General features: G+C 39.2%; 13 protein-coding genes. 9 read left to right on the plus strand and 4 right to left on the minus strand.

The window, feature by feature from the left end; translation table 11 throughout:
• Positions 1-212 precede the first annotated feature (212 nt).
• Positions 213-1880 (minus strand): methyl-accepting chemotaxis protein, encoded by a 1668-nt coding sequence (locus tag H5079_RS06690; RefSeq protein WP_182683781.1) that lies wholly within the window; start codon positions 1878-1880, stop codon positions 213-215.
• Between the two features lie 501 nt (positions 1881-2381).
• Here H5079_RS06690 and H5079_RS06695 point away from each other — a divergent pair.
• The 9 genes from H5079_RS06695 (at position 2382) to purU (ending at position 17101) form a co-directional block, all read left to right on the plus strand.
• Positions 2382-5093 (plus strand): endo alpha-1,4 polygalactosaminidase, encoded by a 2712-nt coding sequence (locus tag H5079_RS06695; RefSeq protein WP_182683782.1) that lies wholly within the window; start codon positions 2382-2384, stop codon positions 5091-5093.
• Between the two features lie 2 nt (positions 5094-5095).
• Positions 5096-8377 (plus strand): tetratricopeptide repeat protein, encoded by a 3282-nt coding sequence (locus H5079_RS06700; RefSeq protein WP_182683783.1) that lies wholly within the window; start codon positions 5096-5098, stop codon positions 8375-8377.
• A 14-nt stretch (positions 8378-8391) separates the two neighbouring features.
• Positions 8392-8907: a protein PelC gene (locus H5079_RS06705; protein ID WP_182683784.1), complete on the plus strand. Its 516-nt coding sequence runs from the start codon at positions 8392-8394 to the stop codon at positions 8905-8907.
• Positions 8904-10205: a PelD GGDEF domain-containing protein gene (locus tag H5079_RS18485; protein ID WP_182683785.1), complete on the plus strand. Its 1302-nt coding sequence runs from the start codon at positions 8904-8906 to the stop codon at positions 10203-10205. Before H5079_RS06705 ends, H5079_RS18485 begins: the two co-directional genes overlap by 4 nt.
• The gene (locus H5079_RS06715) at positions 10198-11181 is read left to right on the plus strand and encodes a HEAT repeat domain-containing protein (RefSeq protein WP_011327402.1); all 984 of its coding nucleotides are present in this window, start codon (positions 10198-10200) and stop codon (positions 11179-11181) included. The genes H5079_RS18485 and H5079_RS06715 overlap by 8 nt, the downstream gene beginning before the upstream one ends.
• Positions 11174-12691, plus strand: a complete 1518-nt coding sequence (pelF, locus tag H5079_RS06720; protein WP_011327401.1) for a GT4 family glycosyltransferase PelF — start codon at positions 11174-11176, stop codon at positions 12689-12691. The genes H5079_RS06715 and pelF overlap by 8 nt, the downstream gene beginning before the upstream one ends.
• Complete coding sequence (gene pelG, locus H5079_RS06725; protein ID WP_011327400.1) at positions 12679-14043, plus strand: exopolysaccharide Pel transporter PelG; 1365 nt, start codon at positions 12679-12681, stop codon at positions 14041-14043. Before pelF ends, pelG begins: the two co-directional genes overlap by 13 nt.
• 133 nt (positions 14044-14176) lie before the next feature.
• Positions 14177-16066, plus strand: coding sequence for a hypothetical protein (locus tag H5079_RS06730; protein WP_182683786.1), 1890 nt, complete (start codon positions 14177-14179; stop codon positions 16064-16066).
• Positions 16067-16270: 204 nt separating this feature from the next.
• Complete coding sequence (gene purU, locus H5079_RS06735) at positions 16271-17101, plus strand: formyltetrahydrofolate deformylase (RefSeq protein WP_011327398.1); 831 nt, start codon at positions 16271-16273, stop codon at positions 17099-17101.
• A gap of 73 nt (positions 17102-17174) precedes the next feature.
• Here purU and H5079_RS06740 read toward each other — a convergent pair whose 3' ends face one another.
• From H5079_RS06740 to acs, 3 genes are all read right to left on the minus strand, one after another.
• Positions 17175-18776 carry an AbgT family transporter gene (locus H5079_RS06740; protein WP_011327397.1) on the minus strand — a complete coding sequence of 534 codons (1602 nt, stop codon included), beginning with the start codon at positions 18774-18776 and terminating at the stop codon, positions 17175-17177.
• A 149-nt stretch (positions 18777-18925) separates the two neighbouring features.
• Complete coding sequence (locus H5079_RS06745) at positions 18926-19576, minus strand: response regulator transcription factor (RefSeq protein ID WP_011327396.1); 651 nt, start codon at positions 19574-19576, stop codon at positions 18926-18928.
• Positions 19577-19673: 97 nt separating this feature from the next.
• Complete coding sequence (acs, locus tag H5079_RS06750; protein WP_182683787.1) at positions 19674-21614, minus strand: acetate--CoA ligase; 1941 nt, start codon at positions 21612-21614, stop codon at positions 19674-19676.
• Between the last annotated feature and the right edge of the window lie 373 nt (positions 21615-21987).

Below are 21987 nucleotides of genomic sequence, written 5' to 3' on the forward strand. Positions count from 1 at the left end.
CCAGAGGTTTTCAGTGAAAACAAGGCGAATTTACGCGTCAATAGCTGGCCTATTGCAAGTAAATTCAACGCAGTTAGCGCTGAAAATAGCTGCTTGAGATAAGTTTATTATCCGGAGCTCAGGTTAACTAGGAAGGATTTTTTGCAGCAGGCAAAATAAAAGCCGTAGCTAAAAATTACGGCTTTATAAATGATTAAATTTAAAAATATGTCTTAAATTTTAAACTGCCCTACCAACTCGCCTAAGCTTTCACCACGACCAGCTAAATGTAAACTTACCGATGACGTTGTTTTACTTGACTCTGTTAGCTCATTTACAATTTCTTGAATAGCAAAAACATTACGGTTTATTTCTTCGGTTACACTACTTTGCTCTGTTGCAGCTGTTGCTATTTGGGTACTCATATCGTTTATAGTGGTAACCGATGTAGTAACCGCGCCTAAGCTTTCTGAAATAGCACGTGATGACTCAACTGAGCGATTACAGCTTTGCTGACTTGCTTGCATAGCGTTAACCGCCGCAGTAACTAAGTTATGTAGCTCACTAAGCATTTCACTAATTTCTAACGTACTTACTTGGGTACGACTTGCTAAGCTTCTTACTTCATCAGCAACTACTGCAAAGCCTCTGCCCTGCTCACCCGCACGAGCCGCTTCAATTGCCGCGTTAAGTGCCAGTAAATTTGTTTGCTCTGCAATACCACCAATAACACTTAATACACTATTAATTTTTTTAGATTGCTCACTTAATGAATCAACCTGTTCTGCAGCTGTATTTATTTCGGCCATTAAGTTTGATACTTCACTTAAAGATATATCAACACATTCTTGCGCTCTTGCTACTTCTTGCGTTGCTGCCTGAGTTGACACCGCAACTTGGGTCGTATTTTGCGCCACTTCGTGAGAGGTTGCAGACATTTCAGTAATCGCGGTCGCGACTAAATCAGTTTCATGATTATGTTTTAATAACTTATCTTCAATCACCAAAGTTTGCGTATTTATATCTACTGATGCTGTTTTAACATCGTTAGTTACATCAACCACACTGGCTATAATACCGTGCAGTTTACTCACGAATATATTAAACGACTCACCTAATTGGCCAATTTCGTCGTGGCTGTCAATTTCTAAACGTCTAGTTAAGTCGCCTTCACCTTTAGCTATGTCATCAAGGCTTTGCACCATTCTTTGTATTGGTTTAAGCATATGGTTGGCAGCAAATAAAGCACCCGCAATAGTTAATAACAAACAAAAGAACGCAATGATCAATAAGGTGGTTACTTTTTCGTTTATGCTTTTTTGCATAGATAGCTCAAAGCCTTCAAGCTCTGCTTCTATGTCGTCTATATAAGCGCCAGTGCCTAGCATCCAGTTGGTTCCAGGGATCATCGCTGCATAACCAATTTTTTCAACTAAGCCGTTGGTATTTGGTTTTTGAAAATGATAGGTAAATGCTCCGCCACCCTGGCGTGCTTGTGCAAGTAAGCCCACAATGATTTTTTTACCATTGGGATCAGTCATGGCTATTTTGTTTTGCCCTTCTATCGCATCACCTAACATGGCATGAAAAACACTCACGCCATTAGTGTCATAAATAAAGAAATAGCCGTCTTCGCCAAAGGTTAGTTTTCTTAATGCATTTTTAGCATCTTGCTCAGTGCCATTTGCAAGCTGGTGCTGTACTACTTGACTACCAATTTCAATTTCAGTTTTTAATAGCGTTTGTTTATCTTTTAATAACTTACTTTTAAAAGTGTCAAAGCTGTGCTGCTGACTTTGCATTTCTAAATAGTACGAACTTGATAAAAAGCTGACCAATAATAATATTAGCGGCAAAATAGCTAGTAGTAACAATTTGCTTTTCAAGCTTAAATTACTCATTTCTTCTCCAAATAAACACATTGCAAGCTGTAAAAGCCCTACTCTTATTTTGTAACTTAGTCGCTGCAAAATTTATAATTTACTCTAGCCCTCCTTCATCACATAAACGGCTAAGTCTATTTAATTTAGGTAGGTACTTACTTAAAAGTATAACTAATGGCTAGTGATTATAGTCGTAGTTACTTTGGTTTAATACAAAAAGACGCCATTGTCATTAATAAACCTAAGCTGAATAGTAATAAAGTTGCAACTTACTCTTGTATAATTAATAGCCTTTAAAGTAAGCAAAACACCTAATACAGGTAAAATATTTAATTCATTGCCGCAATGATGAGCAGACACAACATAAAATACTACTTACAATATAAACAATTTAAATTTGTTTAGTTTTTTTGCTTTTTGTAACATATAATTAAAGTATTAATACTAAACTCCTATAACAAATCAGGTACAATTATTTTAATTGCACCTTGGCTATTTATTAATTAAAACGAAGGGTTAATGAAGTATTTATTTTTTATACTGCTATTTATCACCGCAAATGTAACTGCTAAACCTGAGACTAATAATAGTATCGCTTTTTATTACTCTGCACCTATGCCCTTAGCTGAAATGACTTTTTATTCGCGTGTAGTAGTGCAACCCGAGCTAATAACCAAGCACGAGCTGAACTGGCTCAAACAGCGTAATATTGCTGTTTATGCTTATTTAAGTGTTGGCGAGTCGTTTTCAAAAAGTGAGTATTCACTTAGTGTTAATCCTAATTGGAATAGCCATATTAGCGACTTAACTGCAGCGCAGTGGCAACAGCATATACAAAATAGTGCGCTATCACTAAAGGCACGTGGCTTTAGTGGCTTATTTTTAGATACCCTTGATAGCTACCAGCTATTAGACAAAAAACATAATAAAAGCGCCCAGCAAGCGGGTTTAGTTTTTATTATAGAGCAGTTATCAAACACCTTTAATAAACAACTCATTCTTAATCGTGGTTTTGAGCTTTTACCGCAACTTAAAGGTAGAGCTAACGATCTGGTTGCTGAAGGGTTATTTAGCCACTTTAACCCGCTAGATAACAGCTATAAGTTAACCAATAAAAATGATCAAGCATGGTTAAATGCTCAACTTCATAAAGCGCAAGACCTTGGTTTTAATGTACAAGTAATTGATTATGCAAAACCTAAGCAACGCCTTGCTATGGCGCAAAAAATAATTAATGCCGGTTATACTCCTTGGGTAACTGATGGCCACTTACAAACATGGGGAACATCTAATATAGCCCCAGTTCCACGTCGTATCTTAATTCCGTACAACAGTAATATTGAACCGCTTATATACACTACAGTACATTTAAACCTTGCTACTATGATTGAGTATTTAGGTTATATTCCCGATTATATTAATGTAGCCAAACGCGCTCTACCTGCAGTTGACCCAAGCTTGCACGCCGGTATTATCTCGTGGACTAGTTTTGATACCTTTTACACACCAACTATTACTAATTGGCTTGAAGCAAACTTAGGTGTAGTGCCTGAACTAATTTTAGGTGAACTCCCCTCATCAGCAAATAAGTTAATGTTGAGCCTTGGAGCCGAGCCGTTAGATGTTACACCTTTAGGCCCTTATGAGCTGGAGAGTTTTACCCCTTGGCTAAAAGGTGAATCAAGTATACCGCCAGTTGTAACTAACCCGTACTTTCTTAAATTAGCCGCTAATTCAAAAGCGCTGATTAGTATAAAAGCAGCCGATGGCACATCGCTAGTACAAGGCACTAAAACCAAATATGGTGCGCTAGTGGTGGCTCCATGGTTAATAGACACCTTACCTATGGAAGGTAGCAAGTGGGTAATAGATCCTCGTACCTTACTCACAAAAGCAATGGGCCTGGAACCTATTTTAGTACCCGACACCACTACACAAAGTGGTCGGCGCATGTTAACCATACATATAGATGGCGATGGGTTTACCAGTGTTGCGCATTTTGCAAAAAAGCCTTATTCAGCCGAGGTCATTCTCGACAAAATAATTAAGCACTATAAACTACCTTTAACCTCATCGATTATTCAAGCCGATATTGAGCCCGGCGGTTTACACTCAAAAATGAGCCCTAAGCTTGAGCGCATTGCTCGGGATATATTTAAACTTCCTTATGTTGAAATTGCTTCGCATACTTACAGCCATCCATATTTTTGGACCGCACTAGCCGGGCGTAAAGATATAGACGAGGAAGATACTGTATATGGTTTAAAGCTAGATATACCCGGCTACAACACCATTAGTTTAGAAAAAGAAATTACCGATTCCATTAAATATATAAATGACAAACTAGCCCCAGCAAATAAAAAAACTGTGATTATGCTATGGTCAGGCGATGCAACCCCAGGGCCTAAAGCACTTGAGTTGGCACGTGATGCCGGAGTGCTTAATGTAAATGGCGGTAATACCGACGTAAATGCAGATAACCCAAGCCTAACGCATGTATCGCCTATTGGCCGACCTGAGCGCGATTTGTTGTATCAAATTTACGCGCCAATATTAAATGAAAACGTATACACAAACTTATGGCATGGCCCTTATTACGGTTTTAAACGCTTAACCGAAACCTTCGAAATAACCGAAAAACCATACAGATTAAAACCCTACACTATATATTTTCATTTTTACTCGGGTGAAGTCCCTGCCGGCCTTGATGCACTAAAGCATAATATTGATTATGTTTTGGCAAGACCAAACACCCCAGTGCATTTAAGTCATTACGCTAAAGTAGCAAAAGACTTTTATTTTTCAGCCTTAGCAAAAAATAGCGATGGCCAATGGTTATTTAGCTCTAAAGATATTAAAACCCTACGCGTTCCAGATGTTTTTGACATGCCAAATATTTCCCAAAGTAGTGGCGTGGCTGGAGTTACCCAAAAAGGTGACTATGTGCATGTAGTGAATAATATTGCACAACTTAGTTTTGATCATAGTAAAGAAAATAAAGCCCCCTATTTAGCCTCTGCTAATGTCATTATTGATAATTGGCAAGTAAATGGCCCAGTAAGCTTTACGGCTTGGGTACCGGCAACGCTTGATTTAATCAATGCAGGTGCTTGCGTATTTGTTTCTCATTTAGGTGAGCGATACAAAGGCCTTACACGCGGCGATATTACACAATTTAAAATACCAGCAGGTGACTTTTTTGGTTATCTTAACTGCAACGCAGGGGTTTAATAATGACTAATAAAAAACGCCCTCAGTTAATTTCTTTAAAAACAATTTTAGTTATATTAGCCGTGAGTTGTTTTGCACTTTATGCGTTATTTCCGCGTACTTTGTTTTTTGAAAAAGAAGCTTTATCGCAAGATTACACCTTTGAAAAATCGTATTTAAATGCTGCGCTTAGTACCGATCCTAATAATGAAAAGTTACGTGCAAAGCTAATTGAACTGCACATAAAACTCAGTGAATATGCAGCTGCCACTAGTGAGCTTGAAAAACTACCTAAAAGCGACAAAAAATCACTACTTGAAATTCAGTTAATGTACGCTTTATGGTTAGCAAATGATGCAAAGAAAGATGACCGATTTGAGGAGCTATCGTTAAAAGTAGGTGCGCTAAAAAACTGGAACGAGCAAATACTTAACATAGCTAAAGCCCTTGGTTTACATGCTAAAGTGGCACTTTACTATCAGCAAAATGCACAACCCTTACTCGCTGCCGATTACTGGTTAAGTGCAGGGGAGCCTGCAAAAGCACTCGCAATATATAAAAATAATATTAATGCAGATATTGCGCCTAAAGCCATAACCACTGCACTGGGAGCAAATAACCCTGAGCAAGCCTATGCCTGGTGGAAAACATATGGCGATAGCACAAATATCAAACGCACCCTTTATTTAGCTAACCTAGCCGGTAATACCCAAGATGCCGCCAGTGCTATCGAAAACTTACTCAAGCAAGAGCCAAATAATAACGAATATCTAACTAAGGCAATGTATTTGCGCCTAGCCGATGGTAACACCCTAGGTGCTGAGCAATTATTAACACAGCTATTAATCAATAATCCAAACGATAAAGAGCTACGTTTGCTTAACTGGAAAATGAAACGTTGGCTAAATAAGCCAGAGCAAGCACTTGTAGAATTTAAATGGCTAATGGCCAACCATGCAGTTAACGTTGCCATGCTAACCGACAGCATTAATGACGCCGTGGCGTTATATTTGTACCAAGACGCCAACGATATTTTTCAATATAAAGCGCAAAATAGACAGCTCTCAGATAAGGGCTTCGTTCGTTGGATGCAAACTAATGAGTTTATTGGCAACCCAGAGCAAGAGCTCAATAATATAGAGCGTTTTGAGCAAATTAATGGCAAAAGCTTACTGTCGCAATATTGGAAAGCAAAAGTATTGCACGATACCGGTAACTTAAATGGGTTAAGAGCATTATGGCCTAGCTATAAAGGCCCTAAAAACGAAGAAGATTTATTATGGCTGGCACGCGCATTTTGGCTTGCAGAAGACTATAAAACTGCGCTCACTATTTTGCAGCAAAAACAACAAAGCACCGACGATGAGTTTTGGAGTGCCCGTGTTGATATGGCGTTAAGGCTGCAAAATAAAAAAGAAGAACTATATGCCTATGAGCAATTAAAAGAAATTAGCCCACTGAGTGTTGGTGACATGCAACAGTATCAGCAATTGCGCTTTGAGGGTAACGCCAAAGGCTTGCTTGAATACCTATGGCAACAAGCACCACTGAGTGATAGGCAGCTTATTCAAGTTACGCAACTGAGCGTGCAACTTGGCGACGCTGACTCTATTGCTCGCGTACACAACGAACTTGAAAAACAGCGCTACAATAAACAGCTTTATCCAGCATGGTCTTTACTGTCGAATTGGTATCAAAATCAAAACGATTTAAATTCTGCTTACACCACTCTTAACAGAGCGGCAAAACTCAGTGAATATAACACTGATGTAGTCCTTGCCCAAGGCTGGTTAGCGCTGCAAATGCACGACACCATAATGATAAAACGTATACTAGCTAACTATTCGCAAACTGAGCCTTCTTATAATTGGGCGCAACTTTTAGCTAGTTTATCTATTTATGAAAAATCGTATAACAGTGCATACTTTTATTTACGCCAATTAGCTATAAGTAACCCAAAAGATTTAACCACCTTAGTTAATTTAGCCGACGTTTTACAGCTGCTTGGCTATAACGCCAATGCCACTGAACTACATCATTACCTATTGCAGCATTTACCTAAAGATAAATACGCTTACCGAGGGCTAATGTACCGCTGGGCGGGCGCTATGGCAGTGCCGCATTTAATGCAATTTAACACTATGGGTGAACTTGCACCCGACACTATTGGTGAGCCTGTTGCAAATTGGTGGCTAGCCAGACGAGCAGCAAAAAACTTAGCGCCTTGGCAAACTCTGCAGTTAAATATGATTAACGGTGAATTTAATAACGTTGAGCAACAGCTCACTGAAAACACTTTAAGTGAGCTTGATCAATTAAATGCATTGCTGTATTTAAAACAACCTTATGCCACCATGCAGCGTTGGTATGAAACGTTAACAAATGAGCCTACAGAGGCGCAAACTAGTTTATTACGCAACGCACGAAATGCTTATTTTAGAGCGCTTGAGGTAAACTTTTCGCCTGAGGCGGGCTTAAACAGCAGTCAATATGATGTAAACGTGTACTTTCCCTATGCAAAAGGCCAATGGAAATTAAGTGTTAGTAGCCAGCAAAACCTTAACAATAATGGCTTACTGTTCGCCATCGAAGATAAAATGACTTGGGGCCGATGGTATTTTGATGCCAAAATTGATACTCACCAAGGCACATTAGCGAGTCGTCAAGGGCTTAGCTTAGATACGCGTTACCAATGGGATTCGCGCACTCAAGTAGGTTTAAAGCTTGAGCATAATGTAGAAAACCGCCAATCTGAAACACTATTAAGTTTTGCCCAACTAGATAAAGCCACCGCATATATAAACTACAATATTGATGGCAGACAAAGCGTGCAACTTTCTGGTTCTGCGCTGTCTTTTTCACGTAGAAGTGATAACAGCAGCATAGTAAGCGGGCAAGAATACAATGCCCGATACCAATACAACATTTTAAAAGACCGCCCTGTATGGAGCGCCTACTTTAGCGCGCAATGGCAAGATTTTGACTCTGTAAATACCTTTATTAATAATGAAGCTAATTTATTGCCAATCGATCTTCAGCCTTTTAGGCGTTTAGCCCTAGGCACTTCATTTGCATCTACAGGATCACTAGAGCCACCTTATTTAGGCGCTAGCCCTTCGTGGTTATTTGACATCAGTACAGGCTATCAAACCCTTAACGACACCCTAGATATTTCAGTTTCAAGTGGTGCGGGTTGGTCTATTTTAGGCGATGATTTATTTAGATTACAGCTGGGTTATCAAAGTAGTAATAAAGTGGGTAACTCAGATACACAATTACAATTAGGATATTACGTACATTTTTAATGTTAGGAGAGATTATGTTTCGTTTAGTTATACCGTGTTTGGTATTAGTTTTATCAGCTTGTACAACCAGCCATGTGGCTGATGATGTTGAGCTTAGAGCAACAACAACAGTGGCATTATTACCACTTGTAAATCATGCACAAACACCGCTTGCTGGTGAGCGCGCAGAGGATATTTTAGCCAGTATTTGGCAGCAAAATAAGCTACCTACTTTAATTCGTGCGCCACGCACTAACAATAAAGAACTACCACCGCTAGACGATCAATACCGTGTAGATAACGCAATGCAGTGGCTAAGCACGCAACAAGCTGATTATATTATAAGTGGTAGCATTGAAGAGTGGCGTTATAAAGCAGGACTTGACGGCGAACCTGTGGTTGCTTTAACTCTATCATTAACGGCTAGCGGCCAAACAACACCACTATGGACTGGCACAATTGCTAAAAGTGGTTGGGGACGAGATAGCATTGCTGCGGTAGCCCAAGATGTCATAGCCGATTTACTATCTTACATAGAGGTTAGTGAGTGAAAACACATTTCTTTCGCCCAAGAGAGGTTCCTGAGCTACAGATATGGGCTGAGGTATTTATATTTACCGCGCTGGCTTTAGGGCTACCCGTGCTGTTTAACACAGCGGATCCCTTTTGGACGCAAGGTGGGTTTTCGTGGCCGGTTTTAGGCCCTCTGCTGGTAGCATTACGTTACGGCTTTTCAAAAGGCTTTATTAGCATACTAAGTTTGCTTATTGGCCAACTGCTGCTTGTAGAAACAGATATTTTAACGCCCCAAAGTGACTTTAATATTAACGCTATTTTAGGTTATGTTATTGTCATTATGGTCACTGGCGAGTTTAGAGATGTATGGGATCGCACCAATCAAAGGCAAACTATTCAATTAGAATATGTAACCGAACGATTAGAGGTGTTTACCCGTCAATATCATCTTATTAGCTCCTCGCATGATCGCCTTGAGCAAGTGCTCGCTGGCCATACGCTTAGTTTAAGAGAATCGCTGCAAGCAGTAAGAGAATCTATTGGGCAACTAGAAGAAAGGTGTTTAGATAAAGCCGCACAAAGTATTTTAAATTTATTTGTTGAATACGGAACATTAGAAAAAGCGGGTATATACAAGGTTGAAAACAACATCATTGTAGATCCGCCACTTGCTGCTATTGGTAAAATGAATACAGTATCCATGTCAGATCCGCTTGTCAGTGCTATGTTTGCAGAAAACGAATTAGTATCGGTAAAAGACGTAAAAGCCTCTTTAGGTGTAAGTCAGTACCATATTGCGATTCCAATTACAGATATTAGCGACACAGTTTATGGGGTTATATTAGTCGAAAAAGTGCAATTTTTTGCTCTTAAAAACACCACACTTACCTTGCTTGCTGTTATGGCTGGACACATTGGTGACTTACTCCGTCACGAAATAACTAATCCGGTAATGCAAGCCAATGAAGCGCCCTACTTTATTAAACAAGTAAAACGTGCAAATAAAGAGGCTAAACGCTATAAAATCCCATCGCATTTATTAAAAATAACAGCTACAAATATTAATCCTGAATCGCGTCAACTTATGAAATATTTAAGCGAAGCCCGCCGTGGTTTAGACATTTATTTGTATAACAACGAAAAACAAACATTACTGCTACTTATGCCTTTGGCTGATGAACTTGAAAAAGCAGGATTCATTGCCCGCTTAAATAGTTGGAGCAAAGGACGTACTGGCAAAAATCTAACTGATTTAGGTATTGTTATCGAGCAACAAATAGCATTGCCTATTAATAATGACGATTTAAAAAGATTGGTCGCATTTCATGATTAAAATTATCATTGCAGCCATCTTAGGGTGTATATGCGAGTATTTTGCATTACTGCAAATACTCGACACTCCCAACTGGCTAATTGTTACTTTACTCCATGCATTAGCTAGCCTTTTTTATGCTTTTATTAGCTATACACTCATTCCTGTAAAATACAAAACAACCCCATTTAGCAGTGTTTTGTTTTTATTTTTATTACTGCTTTCACTGCCCATACTTGGCATTATAGGTGTTGTATTTGCATTAAGCTTTGCCCTATGTAAACCAATCAAAAATGACGACATTGAAATAGAAGAACATAAAATCCCAGCGCTTCCCTTTGAAGCTAAAATGACTTCGGCAAATCCGTCTTATTCTATTGGTGGCTTAAAAGCTATTTTAAAACACGCCAGTGAGCCTAATAAGCGTTTAAGTGCTGTAATGTCTGCACGTCACATGAGTGACGCACGCGCTATTCCTATTTTAAAACTTGCACTTAAAGATCTAGAAGATGATATTCGTTTACTTGCTTATTCAACACTGGATGGTAAAGAAACTAAAATAAACGAAAAAATAAGCCAATATCAGCAAGAAATCACCTTAACAAGCACGCAACCCGAACTAGGTAAATTGCAAGGGCAACTAGCTGAGCTGTACTGGGAGCTAAGTTATTTAGGCTTAGCCCAAGGCGCGCTAAAATCCTACGTACTAGAAAAAGCAGAGCTACTGGCTCTGCAAAGTGTTGAGCATGTAAAAGCCCCTGCTACCTTTGTGTTATTAGGCCGTATTTGTTTATCGCTAAACAAATACCCGCAAGCACTAACGCACTTAACACACGCTACAGAATTTGGCATGGCGCAGCGCCATGTATTGCCATATAAAGCTGAAGTCGCTTTTTACATGGGCCTATTAGATGATTGTAAGCGCTATTTAAATGAGCTCCCTAAACAACCTGAAGGTAGCGAACTACGCCATTTACAGGAGTACTGGCATGGCTGAAAAGAATGCTGACATATTACTACTTTTAGAAGGTACCTACCCATATGTACGCGGTGGCGTATCAAGTTGGGTGCATCAAATAATTGAAGGCTTACCACATTATAATTTTGAGTTGGTATTTTTGGGTGGAGCACCTGAGCACTACGGCGAAATTCAATACCAGCTACCTGATAATGTGACTAAATTACATGTTCATTATTTAATTGAAAATAATACCACTGAAATAAAAGCGAAGCATGGTACTAAATACAAGCAAGAACTGTTTGATTTTTGGCAACAGCTGCAAAGCTACTTTCGTGACTGTAACGACCCTATACCCACTGAGTTATTAAAATTTGCTTTTGAAACACTCGGCAAAAAAGATGGCATTAATGCAGCCGATTTTTTATATAGTGAGTCATCTTGGCAAGCCCTTTCAAAATACTATTTAAGCTATTGTGATGAATCGTCATTTATCGACTTTTTTTGGTCATATCGTAATTTATATAAGCCGTTATTTAAAATAGCAGAAATTGCTAGGGGCCTGCCAAAAGTTAAACTAATTCATTCTATATCAACAGGCTACGCCGGTATTTTAGGCTCTGGCGCCAGTGCAATAAGTGGTACGCCTTTTTTACTTACCGAGCATGGTATATACACAAAAGAGCGTAAAATTGATTTAATTCAAGCAAGCTGGATCAAAGATTCGGAGCAGAGCTTAGGTAAAAATTTAAATACCGAAATGGGCTTTATTAGGCGTATGTGGATCAACTTTTTTGAGCAAATTGGCCGTACAACGTACCAGCAAGCGACTAAAATTATTTCTTTGTACGATGGTAATATGCAACGCCAAATTAAAGATGGCGCAGAGCCGGCAAAAACGCTTGTGGTACCTAATGGCATTAAAACAGTGCGTTTTAAACAAGCCCTGTTACAACGCCCAGAAAAAACGCCAATGGTAGTAGGTTTAATTGGTCGTGTTGTGCCTATTAAGGATATAAAAACATTTATACGCGCAATTAAAGAAGCACAATCTATTATACCCACCCTAGAGGGCTGGATAATTGGCCCTTTTGAGGAAGATCCAAAATATTATCAAGAATGCCAGTTATTGGTCGACAGCTTAGATTTAATCGACAATGTGAAATTTTTAGGCATGCAAAACATTGCTGAAATACTGCCTAAGTTAGGCGTTGTAGCACTCACCTCAATATCTGAGGCGCAGCCTTTGGTACTACTAGAAGCAATGGCAGCTGGCGTGCCTGTATTAGCCAGTGATGTAGGTTCTTGCCGCGAAATAATAGAAGGCGCAACCGCACAAGACAAAGCCTTTGGCAAAGCTGGCGAAGTGGTAGCAATAGCCTCACCTAGCGACACTGCTCAGCAAATAGTAAATATATTGCAAAACGAGCAAAGGTGGCGCGAATATCAAAAAAGTGGCCTTGAACGGGTACAAAAATTTTATGATGAGAGCCATATGTTTGCTCGTTACGATAAACTTTATAAGGACACAATGGCATGGCCGGAATAGGTTTTGAGATACGTAAGATTCTCAAAAAAAACACCCTGCTTTCAGTATTTGAAGCTTACGGCTACGCTGGATTAATTGGCTCAGGCCCTTGGTTACTATCTATTATTGCTTTAATGCTTATTGGTATTTTAAGCTTGGGCATTGTGCTACCAAAAGTACTGATCATTCAATTTTTAACCTTAGTTACCTACATGATGGCCGCCTCGCTTATTTTAACTGGCGGCTTACAGCTATTATTAACGCGTTTTATTGCCGACCTACTTTTTACTAAAGATGATGGTCAAATACTGCCTAATCTACTTGGCGCGCAATTAGTTACCACCATAGCTGCGTTACTCGTTGGCCTTGCTGTGTGGCCATTATTGCCACTGCCAGTAGTGACTAAATTAATTATTTTAGGTGCATTTGTCGGCTTATGTAATCAGTGGCTCGGGGCTATATTTTTATCGGGTATGAAAGAGTACCGGCTCATTTTAGTTACTATGCTTAGTGGCTATTCTTTTATGGTATTACTGGCATATTTACTAAGAGATTGGCAATTAGATGGATTGTTTTTTGCTTTTTTTGCTGGCGAAGCGCTGTTATTTTTTAGCTTTTTATTTATGATTATTCGCCGCTACCCTGGTGATAAGTTAATTAGCTTTGATTTTTTAAATAATAAAAAAGTGTATTACAGCCTGTTCTTTTGTGGCTTGTTTTACAATATAGGTGTTTGGGCTGATAAAATTATTTTTTGGTATTCACCTAGTACCTCAATTGAAATTATTGGTACTCTCAGGGCAAGCCCTATTTACGACTTACCCATATTTTTAGCCTACTTGTCTATTATTCCTGGTATGGCCGTGTTTTTGGTAAGAATGGAAACCGACTTTGTAGAGGAGTACGACCGTTTTTACACTGCAATACGCGAAGGTGCCTCTTTAAATGAAATTTATTTATTAAAAGATAATATGATACAAACTGCCCAAGGTGGTTTATACGATATATTTAAAATTCAGGGTATTACCGTAGCTTGCTTATTACTTTGGGGTGAGCAAATACTCACTTTTATAGGCATAGATCCTAACTACAAAACCTTATTATTTATCGATGTAGTGGGTGTGGGTGTACAGGTTATATTTTTATCAATACTCAATATTTTATTTTATTTAGATAAACGTTTTACTGTGCTGGTACTCGCAGCAATATTTTTAGTCGTAAATGTTGTTTTTACCTATTTATCGGTTGCACTTGGACCACAGTTTTATGGCTATGGCTTTGCATTTGCAACTATTATTAGCTCGGTTGTGGGTTTGTTTTGGTTATCTAAACAGTTTGAAGATTTAGAATACGAAACCTTTATGCTGCAATAATAAACGCTTAACATTTCAGGCTATTTGCTTAAACCAAGCTTATAATGCCAAAACTAATAAATAAGTGTAATAAACATAAATTGCTTATTACACTTATTTCTCCCAATAAAATTCTTTTATAAAGGAATATTCAATGGCTTTTGATTATGGATCGATTGATCTTGGACTTAAAAACCCCTTCAAGCTTGAAGGTAAAGTAACCGCACTAAGAGGTGCTATAGAGTCAATTACCGGCATTACGCTGCTTGTTGTTGCTGCAGGGTTAGTTAAAGAAGATGCAACTGCTGGGTGGATCTTGATGCTTTTTGGGATGATTATTTTAGGGTTTGGCATTGCTTCACTCTCAACAGGTATTTATGCCACACTAAAATACTTTGTTGGCCGTAATCACCCTACGTCACTGGCTTATAACTACAGTAAATCGCAAAGCTCTACCGCAAAAGAAGAAAAAAAAGAAGTTGCCTATAACGACCAAGAACTAGAAGAAATGCTTATGGGTCGTAAAAACATTACTTTTAAAGAGCCTAAAGGCTTTTTATCTCGCTTGTTGCATAGCCTTATTCCTAAACTAATGTTTTTACCCTACCCGATGCGTAATATTGCCCAGCAATTATTTGGCTCATGGGTAAGTACCTTTGTGGCACTTATTGCGTATGGACTGGTAGCTTTTGTATCTTTGTCGGGCTTTACCGGTGAAGCAGGCGAATTAGCATTTCCCATATACAGTAGCATTTTAATGTTTTATGTATTGTTCTCATGGCGCTCGGCAGGTAAACCAACCACTCGCAATGCTGCAAGAGAAATTGAACCACTTGGTGGTGGTGCACTGGCTAAAATTATTTCGCTATCGTTTATTTTACCCATTATTATTGGCCTTTCTATGTCGTGGTTAATGCAAAAACAACACATTAGTAAAGCGCAAATAGATGTTTGGTTTGAACAATTACCCAACCTACATGCGGGTATGTATTTAGTCGCTATTATTATTTTAGCCACCTTGAGCTGCGCACTGGTTTTTACTATGTTAAAAGCACGATTAAATACCATAACACCAAGCACTGAGGTATCTGAGCTGCGCGAAAACTGGCAAGAATCTGTACACCCTACTGAAATTTTTATTAATTTAGATAACCTAGTAATGGCTAACCGTCGTTATAAAGAAGTGCCTAATCGCGTATACCGCGAGCTCAACCCACAACTGCAAGAGCAAGTAGAAGGAAAAGGCGGCTTTAAAGGCGAAATAATTCAAGAAATACAACCTAAACTACATGAGCTAGATTTAGGTAAAGGTTTTAGTATGGCTAGATTATTGGCGCTACTTAGTGGTAATTTTCTGTATTTAATCGCGCTTATTTTCACGGTATTATTAGCCTACTCTTTCATCGATATTTATCGTTATATTGATAGCGCAAATATCAATTCAATAGAGCAAGCACTTAATAATCGTCATATTTCACCTATCAGCGAGCTAGTAATGGCAAGCGTACACTTATTACTGATAGGTGTATTAATTAAAGCCTTTGCTCAGCTATTAAGTAGCAATGCACATTTGTTTTTTGCTGAAATGCAATTTGAATCACTTCTGGTCTATTTTAAATGTGAAGGTACATTTACTGAGTCTAAAATATCAACCGGTACAGGTATTCACGACAGCACTCGCTCTGAAAACACCTTAGTACGTAGCAGCATTACCCCTTGGGTTATTGTTTCGCGAATAGTAACCACCACTTTTGCAGCAACAGGTATGAAAAATCTTGAGCATCCACGCCATATTATGGAAATGCACAAAGACGAAGGTCAGTTACAAGCAATTAAAAACGATGTGATTGCGTTCTTAAAAGATCGCGAGTCAATAGCCTCAATTACCAGTGAGCGTGATTTAGGTAACGCGTCGCAAATTCATCAGCTTAATCAGCAAACACGCGCTATGCCAACACAACAAAGCGCAATTACAAAAAATGATGAAGAAGCCGCCGGCTTTATCAGACAACAAGATGATTTAGCCTCAGAAACCAAGTCATAACACAGTAACTTAATTATATATCAATGCCACTGGCAATCAGTGGCATTTTTAACAGCAACTATACCTTTTTAAACCCCAGTTAACTTTGCTCACTTTAATGTCATGCTTGTTCTAAATTAAACCTTGTAACAACACACAAAGCCCTTGCTTTATGCGCTAAAACGCAAATAATAAAGCAATCTATAATTGGGTAAGAATGAGAGAATGAGCTACATACTAACCACACAATGCGCCGATGATGTAGGGCTAATAGCCAAAATCACCGGGCTTTGCCACCAGCATAATTTAAATATTACACGTAATAATGAATTTGTAGACAAAGACGCTAAACGCTTTTTTATGCGTACAGAGCTCACTGGTGAGCCACAAAGTAACTTTTTACCACTACTACGCGAAATACTACCTGCAGACGCTAAAGTGGCTTTACACAATGGTACAAAAACCAAAGTTGTGTTACTTGCTACTAAAGAAGCACATTGCTTAGGTGGCGTATTATTAAAGCAATTCGAACAAGCGCTAAATATTGAAGTGCAAGCCGTTATAGCAAACTACCCTATTTTAGAGCCGCTTGCTAAAGGGCTTAATGTCCCTTTTCATGTTATCTCTCATGAGGGATTAACGCGCAGCGAGCACGATCAACAAGTAGGCGATTTAATTGCCAGCTATAACCCTGACATTATTGGTTTAGCTAAATATATGCGTATTTTAAGCCCTGAGTTTGTACAACGCTTTGAGGGCAAAATTATTAATATTCATCACTCGTTCTTACCCGCTTTTATTGGTGCAAAACCTTATCATCAAGCATTTGAACGTGGCGTAAAAATCATTGGAGCCACAGCTCACTTTGTCAATAACGAGTTAGACGAAGGGCCTATTATTTTGCAAGATGTTACGCCTGTAACCCACGCAGAAACTGCAAAAATGATGGCCAATATGGGTAAAGATGTAGAAAAAACAGTATTTTGTAAAGCGCTACAACTTGCCTCTGAGCATAAGCTATTTATTAACGGTAATAAAACCGTGGTGTTTTCGTAAAACAAAAATGCCAGCAAATTATGCTGGCATTTTTAAACGATTAAATAATACTTATTGTATTACCCAGGTACTATTAAGGCGTGTAATAAGTGGGTGATCCTGGCCCTACTGGCATACCCAATACAAATACCCATAAATAAAACAAAACAACCCAACCAACAAAAAATATCATACTGTATGGCAACATAGTGGCTACCAGTGTGCCTATACCCATATCTTTTTTGTACTTAGCTGCGACAGCGAGGATCAAGCCAAAATAGCTCATCATTGGCGTTATTAAGTTAGTAACCGAGTCACCTATACGATAAGCCGCCTGAATGGTCTCTGGCGCGTAACCAACTAACATTAGCATAGGTACAAAAATAGGCGCGGTAACAGCCCATTGCGCCGAAGACGACCCTAAGCTTAAGTTAACCAACGCACACATTAATATAAATAATACAAAAACTTCGGGACCAGTTAAGTTTAAAGCTTGCAGTAATGCAGCACCGTTAATTGCTAAAATAGTGCCTAAATTGGTCCATTTAAAAAACGCGACAAATTGCGCAGCAAAAAACACTAGTACAATATACATGCCCATTGAGCTCATACTTTTGCTCATCGCATTAATTACGTCTTTGTCGTTTTTCATGGTGCCAACAACGCGCCCATATACAAAGCCCGGAATACCAAAGGTTACAAAAATAAACACCACTATGCCTTTCAAAAAGGGCGAGTGGGCTACTAATCCGGTTTCGGGATTACGTAAAATGCCATCGGCTGGCACTATGGTCCATGCAAGTAGCAGCGATACAACTAATAACGACACCCCTGCCCACTTTAAACCCGACTTTTCTTTGGCCGTTAACGCGGCAATATTATTTTGTGCAAGATCAGCACTGGCCTCTTCAGGATTATATTTACCTAAACGTGGTTCAACAATTTTTTCAGTAACTAGGGTGCCTAAAATCGCAATTAAAAACACCGACACCATCATAAAATACCAGTTAGCTTCTGCGCCTACTTGGTAAGTTGGGTCGATCATTTGCGCCGCTGGTGTGGTAATGCCTGCCAGTAAGGGATCTATTGTGCCTAATAATAAGTTAGCACTATAACCACCCGACACCCCAGCAAACGCCGCTGCTAAGCCCGCTAATGGATGACGCCCTAAACTATGGAATATCATTGCAGCTAATGGAATAAGTACCACATAGCCCAGCTCAGAGGCGGTATTAGATAAAATAGCGGCAAACACCACCATAAAGGTCACTAACCGCTTTGATGCGCCCATTACCATGCCGCGCATTGCTGCCGACAGCAGTCCAGAGTGCTCAGCAACACTCACACCAAGTAAAGCTACCAGTACCGTGCCCAGTGGTGCAAAACTGGTAAAGTTAGTTACCAAGCCAGTTACAATACGCTGTAATCCCTCGGCACTAAGCAAGCTCACTACTTCAATAACACCATCGGGTTCGCGCCCAGGCGAGCCCTCAGGTCGAGGATCGATTGCACTTAGGCCAAACCAATCCGCCACTCCACTAAATACAACAATTACGATACAAAATATTGCAAATAAGGTGATGGGATGCGGTAGCATATTGCCTAAAAATTCTACGCCAGCTAAAAAGCGGTTAAACCAGCCTTTATTTGCGCTTTCATTACTACTTTGGGCCTTGGAGTCTAAAGAGTCTGACATACCATGTTCTCTTAATTATAAAATGCCCGTAAGCTAGCATTATTTTTATAGGAGATCATGTAATAAAGGTGAATGGCTTGTGATAATTGCGTATATAAGCGTAAATAAGACTAAAAAAGAGGCTTTGTGCCTCTATTCTATGCATGGTTTTATATTTGCTCTATAGGTGCTAATTGTAGTTTTGCAGCAATTAATACCGCTTGTGTGCGGTTATATACGCCAAGCTTTCTAAATATGGCGGTAATATGCGCTTTTACAGTGGCTTCTGAAATATGTAACTCATACGCTATTTGCTTATTTAGCAAACCTTCGTGCAGGTATTGTAAAACACGGTATTGTTGTGGGGTAAGTGAGGCAACTTGCGCTGCAATTTCTCGGTCTTCGCCTTGAATTTCGGCGACTTTATTTTTTAATTCTGTTGGTAACCAAGTATCGCCTTCGAGTATTTGATTAATTGCATTGGCAATATCATCTGATGATGATGACTTAGGAATAAACCCCATTGCGCCGTAACCCATTACTTTAGATACAATATTAGCGTCTTCACTTCCCGAAACTACCGCAATAGGTAAACTAGGATAGTCTTCTCTAATACGAATAAGGCCGTATAAATCACCATTACCTGGCATGTGTAAATCCAGCAGTAATATATCAAGATCTTCTTGCTCGCTTAGCACCTGCAATGTACTGTCAAAATCAGATGATTCAAATACTTCTAAATCGTCAAATTTTACAGTTAGTGCACCCTTTAGTGCTTCACGAAATAACGGATGGTCGTCCGCTATTAAAAACTGACTCATGGTTCACTCCTAATAAATTCGGCTGTGCCCTATCTAGTAGAGCACAGCCGATATACTACGTTTAGAATCAACTTGTAATCAAGCTTTTAACGCGCATTTAACGATTTAATCGATTTTCAATTAACTCATCAACCACAGATGGATCGGCAAGTGTTGATGTATCACCTAGTTGTTCGTGCTCGTTGGCCGCAATTTTACGTAAAATTCGACGCATTATTTTACCAGAACGCGTTTTTGGTAACCCTGGTGACCACTGAATCATATCGGGTGACGCAATTGGGCTTAACTCTTTACGAACCCAGTTACGAATTTCTTTGGTTAACTCATCGCTTACCGTTATACCTTCGTTAGGGGTAATGTAAACATAAATACCTTGGCCTTTAATATCATGCGGATAACCTACTACAGCGGCTTCAGCTACTGCTGGGTGTGCAACCAGTGCGCTTTCTATTTCAGCAGTGCCTAAACGATGCCCCGAAATATTAAGTACATCATCTACGCGACCAGTGATCCAATAATAACCATCTTCGTCACGACGACAGCCATCGCCACAAAAATACACACCTGGGTAGGTAGAAAAGTAAGTTTGTTCAAAACGTTCATGATCGCCATAAATAGTACGTGCTTGCGATGGCCAGCTATCTAAAATAACTAAGTTACCATCAGCTTCACCTTCAAGCGTATTACCCTCAGCGTCAAATATTGCCGGCGCAATACCAAAAAATGGACGCGTTGCAGAGCCTGGTTTTAAATCGGTAGCACCTGGTAATGGGGTGATCATAATGCCACCCGTTTCTGTTTGCCACCAGGTATCAACGATAGGGCAATTTGACTTACCTATTTGTTCATAATACCAGTTCCATGCTTCTGGGTTAATTGGCTCACCAACCGATCCTAAAATTCGTAAACTATTACGATGAGATGACGCTACAGGCTCATCGCCTTTTGCCATTAAGGCACGAATAGCGGTAGGCGCGGTATATAAAATAGTAACACCGTGTTTATCAACAACTTCGCCCATACGCCCTGCGGTTGGGTAAGTAGGTACACCTTCAAATACAACTTGGGTACAACCATTTACCAGCGGGCCATAAGCAATATAACTGTGCCCGGTGATCCAACCTACATCGGCGCTACACCAAAAAACATCGTCCTCTTTTACATCAAATATGTATTCGTGCGTCATCGATGCATAAACTAAATAACCACCCGTGGTATGCACCACGCCTTTTGGCTGACCTGTTGACCCTGAGGTGTATAAAATAAATAACGGGTCTTCAGCGTTCATTACCTCAGGCTCGCACACAGCCTCTTCGTCTGCTACTAAATCGTGCCACCATATATCATGGTCGTGCCAATCAACATCGCCACCGGTAAGTTGGTGCACAATAACATGCTCTATGCTTGTTACAGACTCTTGCAATACAGCTTCGTCAACGTTTGCTTTAAGTGGCACGCAGTTACCAGCACGGCGTCCTTCGTCTGAAGTAATAACCACTTTTGCGCCCGAATCCTTAATACGATCGGCAATCGCAGAGGGTGAAAAACCACCAAATATAACTGAGTGAATAGCACCAATACGTGCACATCCTTGCATTGCGTAAATAGCTTGTGGGCTCATTGGCATATAAATAGCGACGCGATCACCTTTTTGTACGCCCAGCTTTTTTAAACCATTAGCAAACTTTGCTACTTCATCGTGTAATTTTTGATAAGTAATATGCTCACTTTGCGATGGGTTATCGCCCTCCCATATAAGCGCTACTTTATTGGCTTTTGTTTTTAAGTGGCGGTCAATACAGTTATACGATGCATTAAGGTAGCCATCTTCATACCACTTAATATTTATGTGGCCTTTATCAAAGGTGGTGTTTTTTACTTTAGAATAAGGAGTAAACCAATCAAGGCGCTTACCGTGTTCAGCCCAAAAACTTTGTGGATCATCAATCGAGTGTTTATACATTTTATTATATTTATCGTTATCGACGAGAGCTGTGTTTTTAATATGCGTAGGAACTGGATAGATATTTTTTGACATCTTGGTCTCCATTTAAATTACTTGCCTTAGGCTTTTCTCAAGGATTACTCAGCAATGCGCTATTAAGTATTAGACCTTAGTTGTAAAGCTATTCTAATTACTAATTTGTTGTTTATAATCGCTGCGCTATTTATTACTTTTACATAAATAATACATGATGTTAAATGTAAGTAAATAATCACATTATAATCATTACACCTTAGTCTTATAGACTAATAGATGATTGAGTAAATAGTGTACATATTTAAAAGTGTTTCACCTAAGTATTATAATATTTGCATTAATTAGCTTTAATTTTTATTTAACGAATAAAAAATCTTTAAATTAACTTTTATTCGTAAGTAATACTCACGCTATTAATACACTCTAAATA

This window comes from Pseudoalteromonas sp. SG44-5 (genome assembly GCF_014164175.1).
Classification (GTDB): domain Bacteria; phylum Pseudomonadota; class Gammaproteobacteria; order Enterobacterales; family Alteromonadaceae; genus Pseudoalteromonas; species Pseudoalteromonas nigrifaciens.

Excerpts from the sequence above, each read along its gene's own strand:
- H5079_RS06690 (WP_182683781.1), bottom strand. The coding sequence starts at position 1,880 with ATGAGTAATTTAAGCTTGAAAAGCAAATTGTTACTACTAGCTATTTTG.
- H5079_RS06695 (WP_182683782.1), top strand. The coding sequence starts at position 2,382 with ATGAAGTATTTATTTTTTATACTGCTATTTATCACCGCAAATGTAACT.
- H5079_RS06700 (WP_182683783.1), top strand. The coding sequence starts at position 5,096 with ATGACTAATAAAAAACGCCCTCAGTTAATTTCTTTAAAAACAATTTTA.
- H5079_RS06705 (WP_182683784.1), top strand. The coding sequence starts at position 8,392 with ATGTTTCGTTTAGTTATACCGTGTTTGGTATTAGTTTTATCAGCTTGT.
- H5079_RS06715 (WP_011327402.1), top strand. The coding sequence starts at position 10,198 with ATGATTAAAATTATCATTGCAGCCATCTTAGGGTGTATATGCGAGTAT.
- pelF (WP_011327401.1), top strand. The coding sequence starts at position 11,174 with ATGGCTGAAAAGAATGCTGACATATTACTACTTTTAGAAGGTACCTAC.
- pelG (WP_011327400.1), top strand. The coding sequence starts at position 12,679 with ATGGCCGGAATAGGTTTTGAGATACGTAAGATTCTCAAAAAAAACACC.
- H5079_RS06730 (WP_182683786.1), top strand. The coding sequence starts at position 14,177 with ATGGCTTTTGATTATGGATCGATTGATCTTGGACTTAAAAACCCCTTC.
- purU (WP_011327398.1), top strand. The coding sequence starts at position 16,271 with ATGAGCTACATACTAACCACACAATGCGCCGATGATGTAGGGCTAATA.
- H5079_RS06740 (WP_011327397.1), bottom strand. The coding sequence starts at position 18,776 with ATGTCAGACTCTTTAGACTCCAAGGCCCAAAGTAGTAATGAAAGCGCA.
- H5079_RS06745 (WP_011327396.1), bottom strand. The coding sequence starts at position 19,576 with ATGAGTCAGTTTTTAATAGCGGACGACCATCCGTTATTTCGTGAAGCA.
- acs (WP_182683787.1), bottom strand. The coding sequence starts at position 21,614 with ATGTCAAAAAATATCTATCCAGTTCCTACGCATATTAAAAACACAGCT.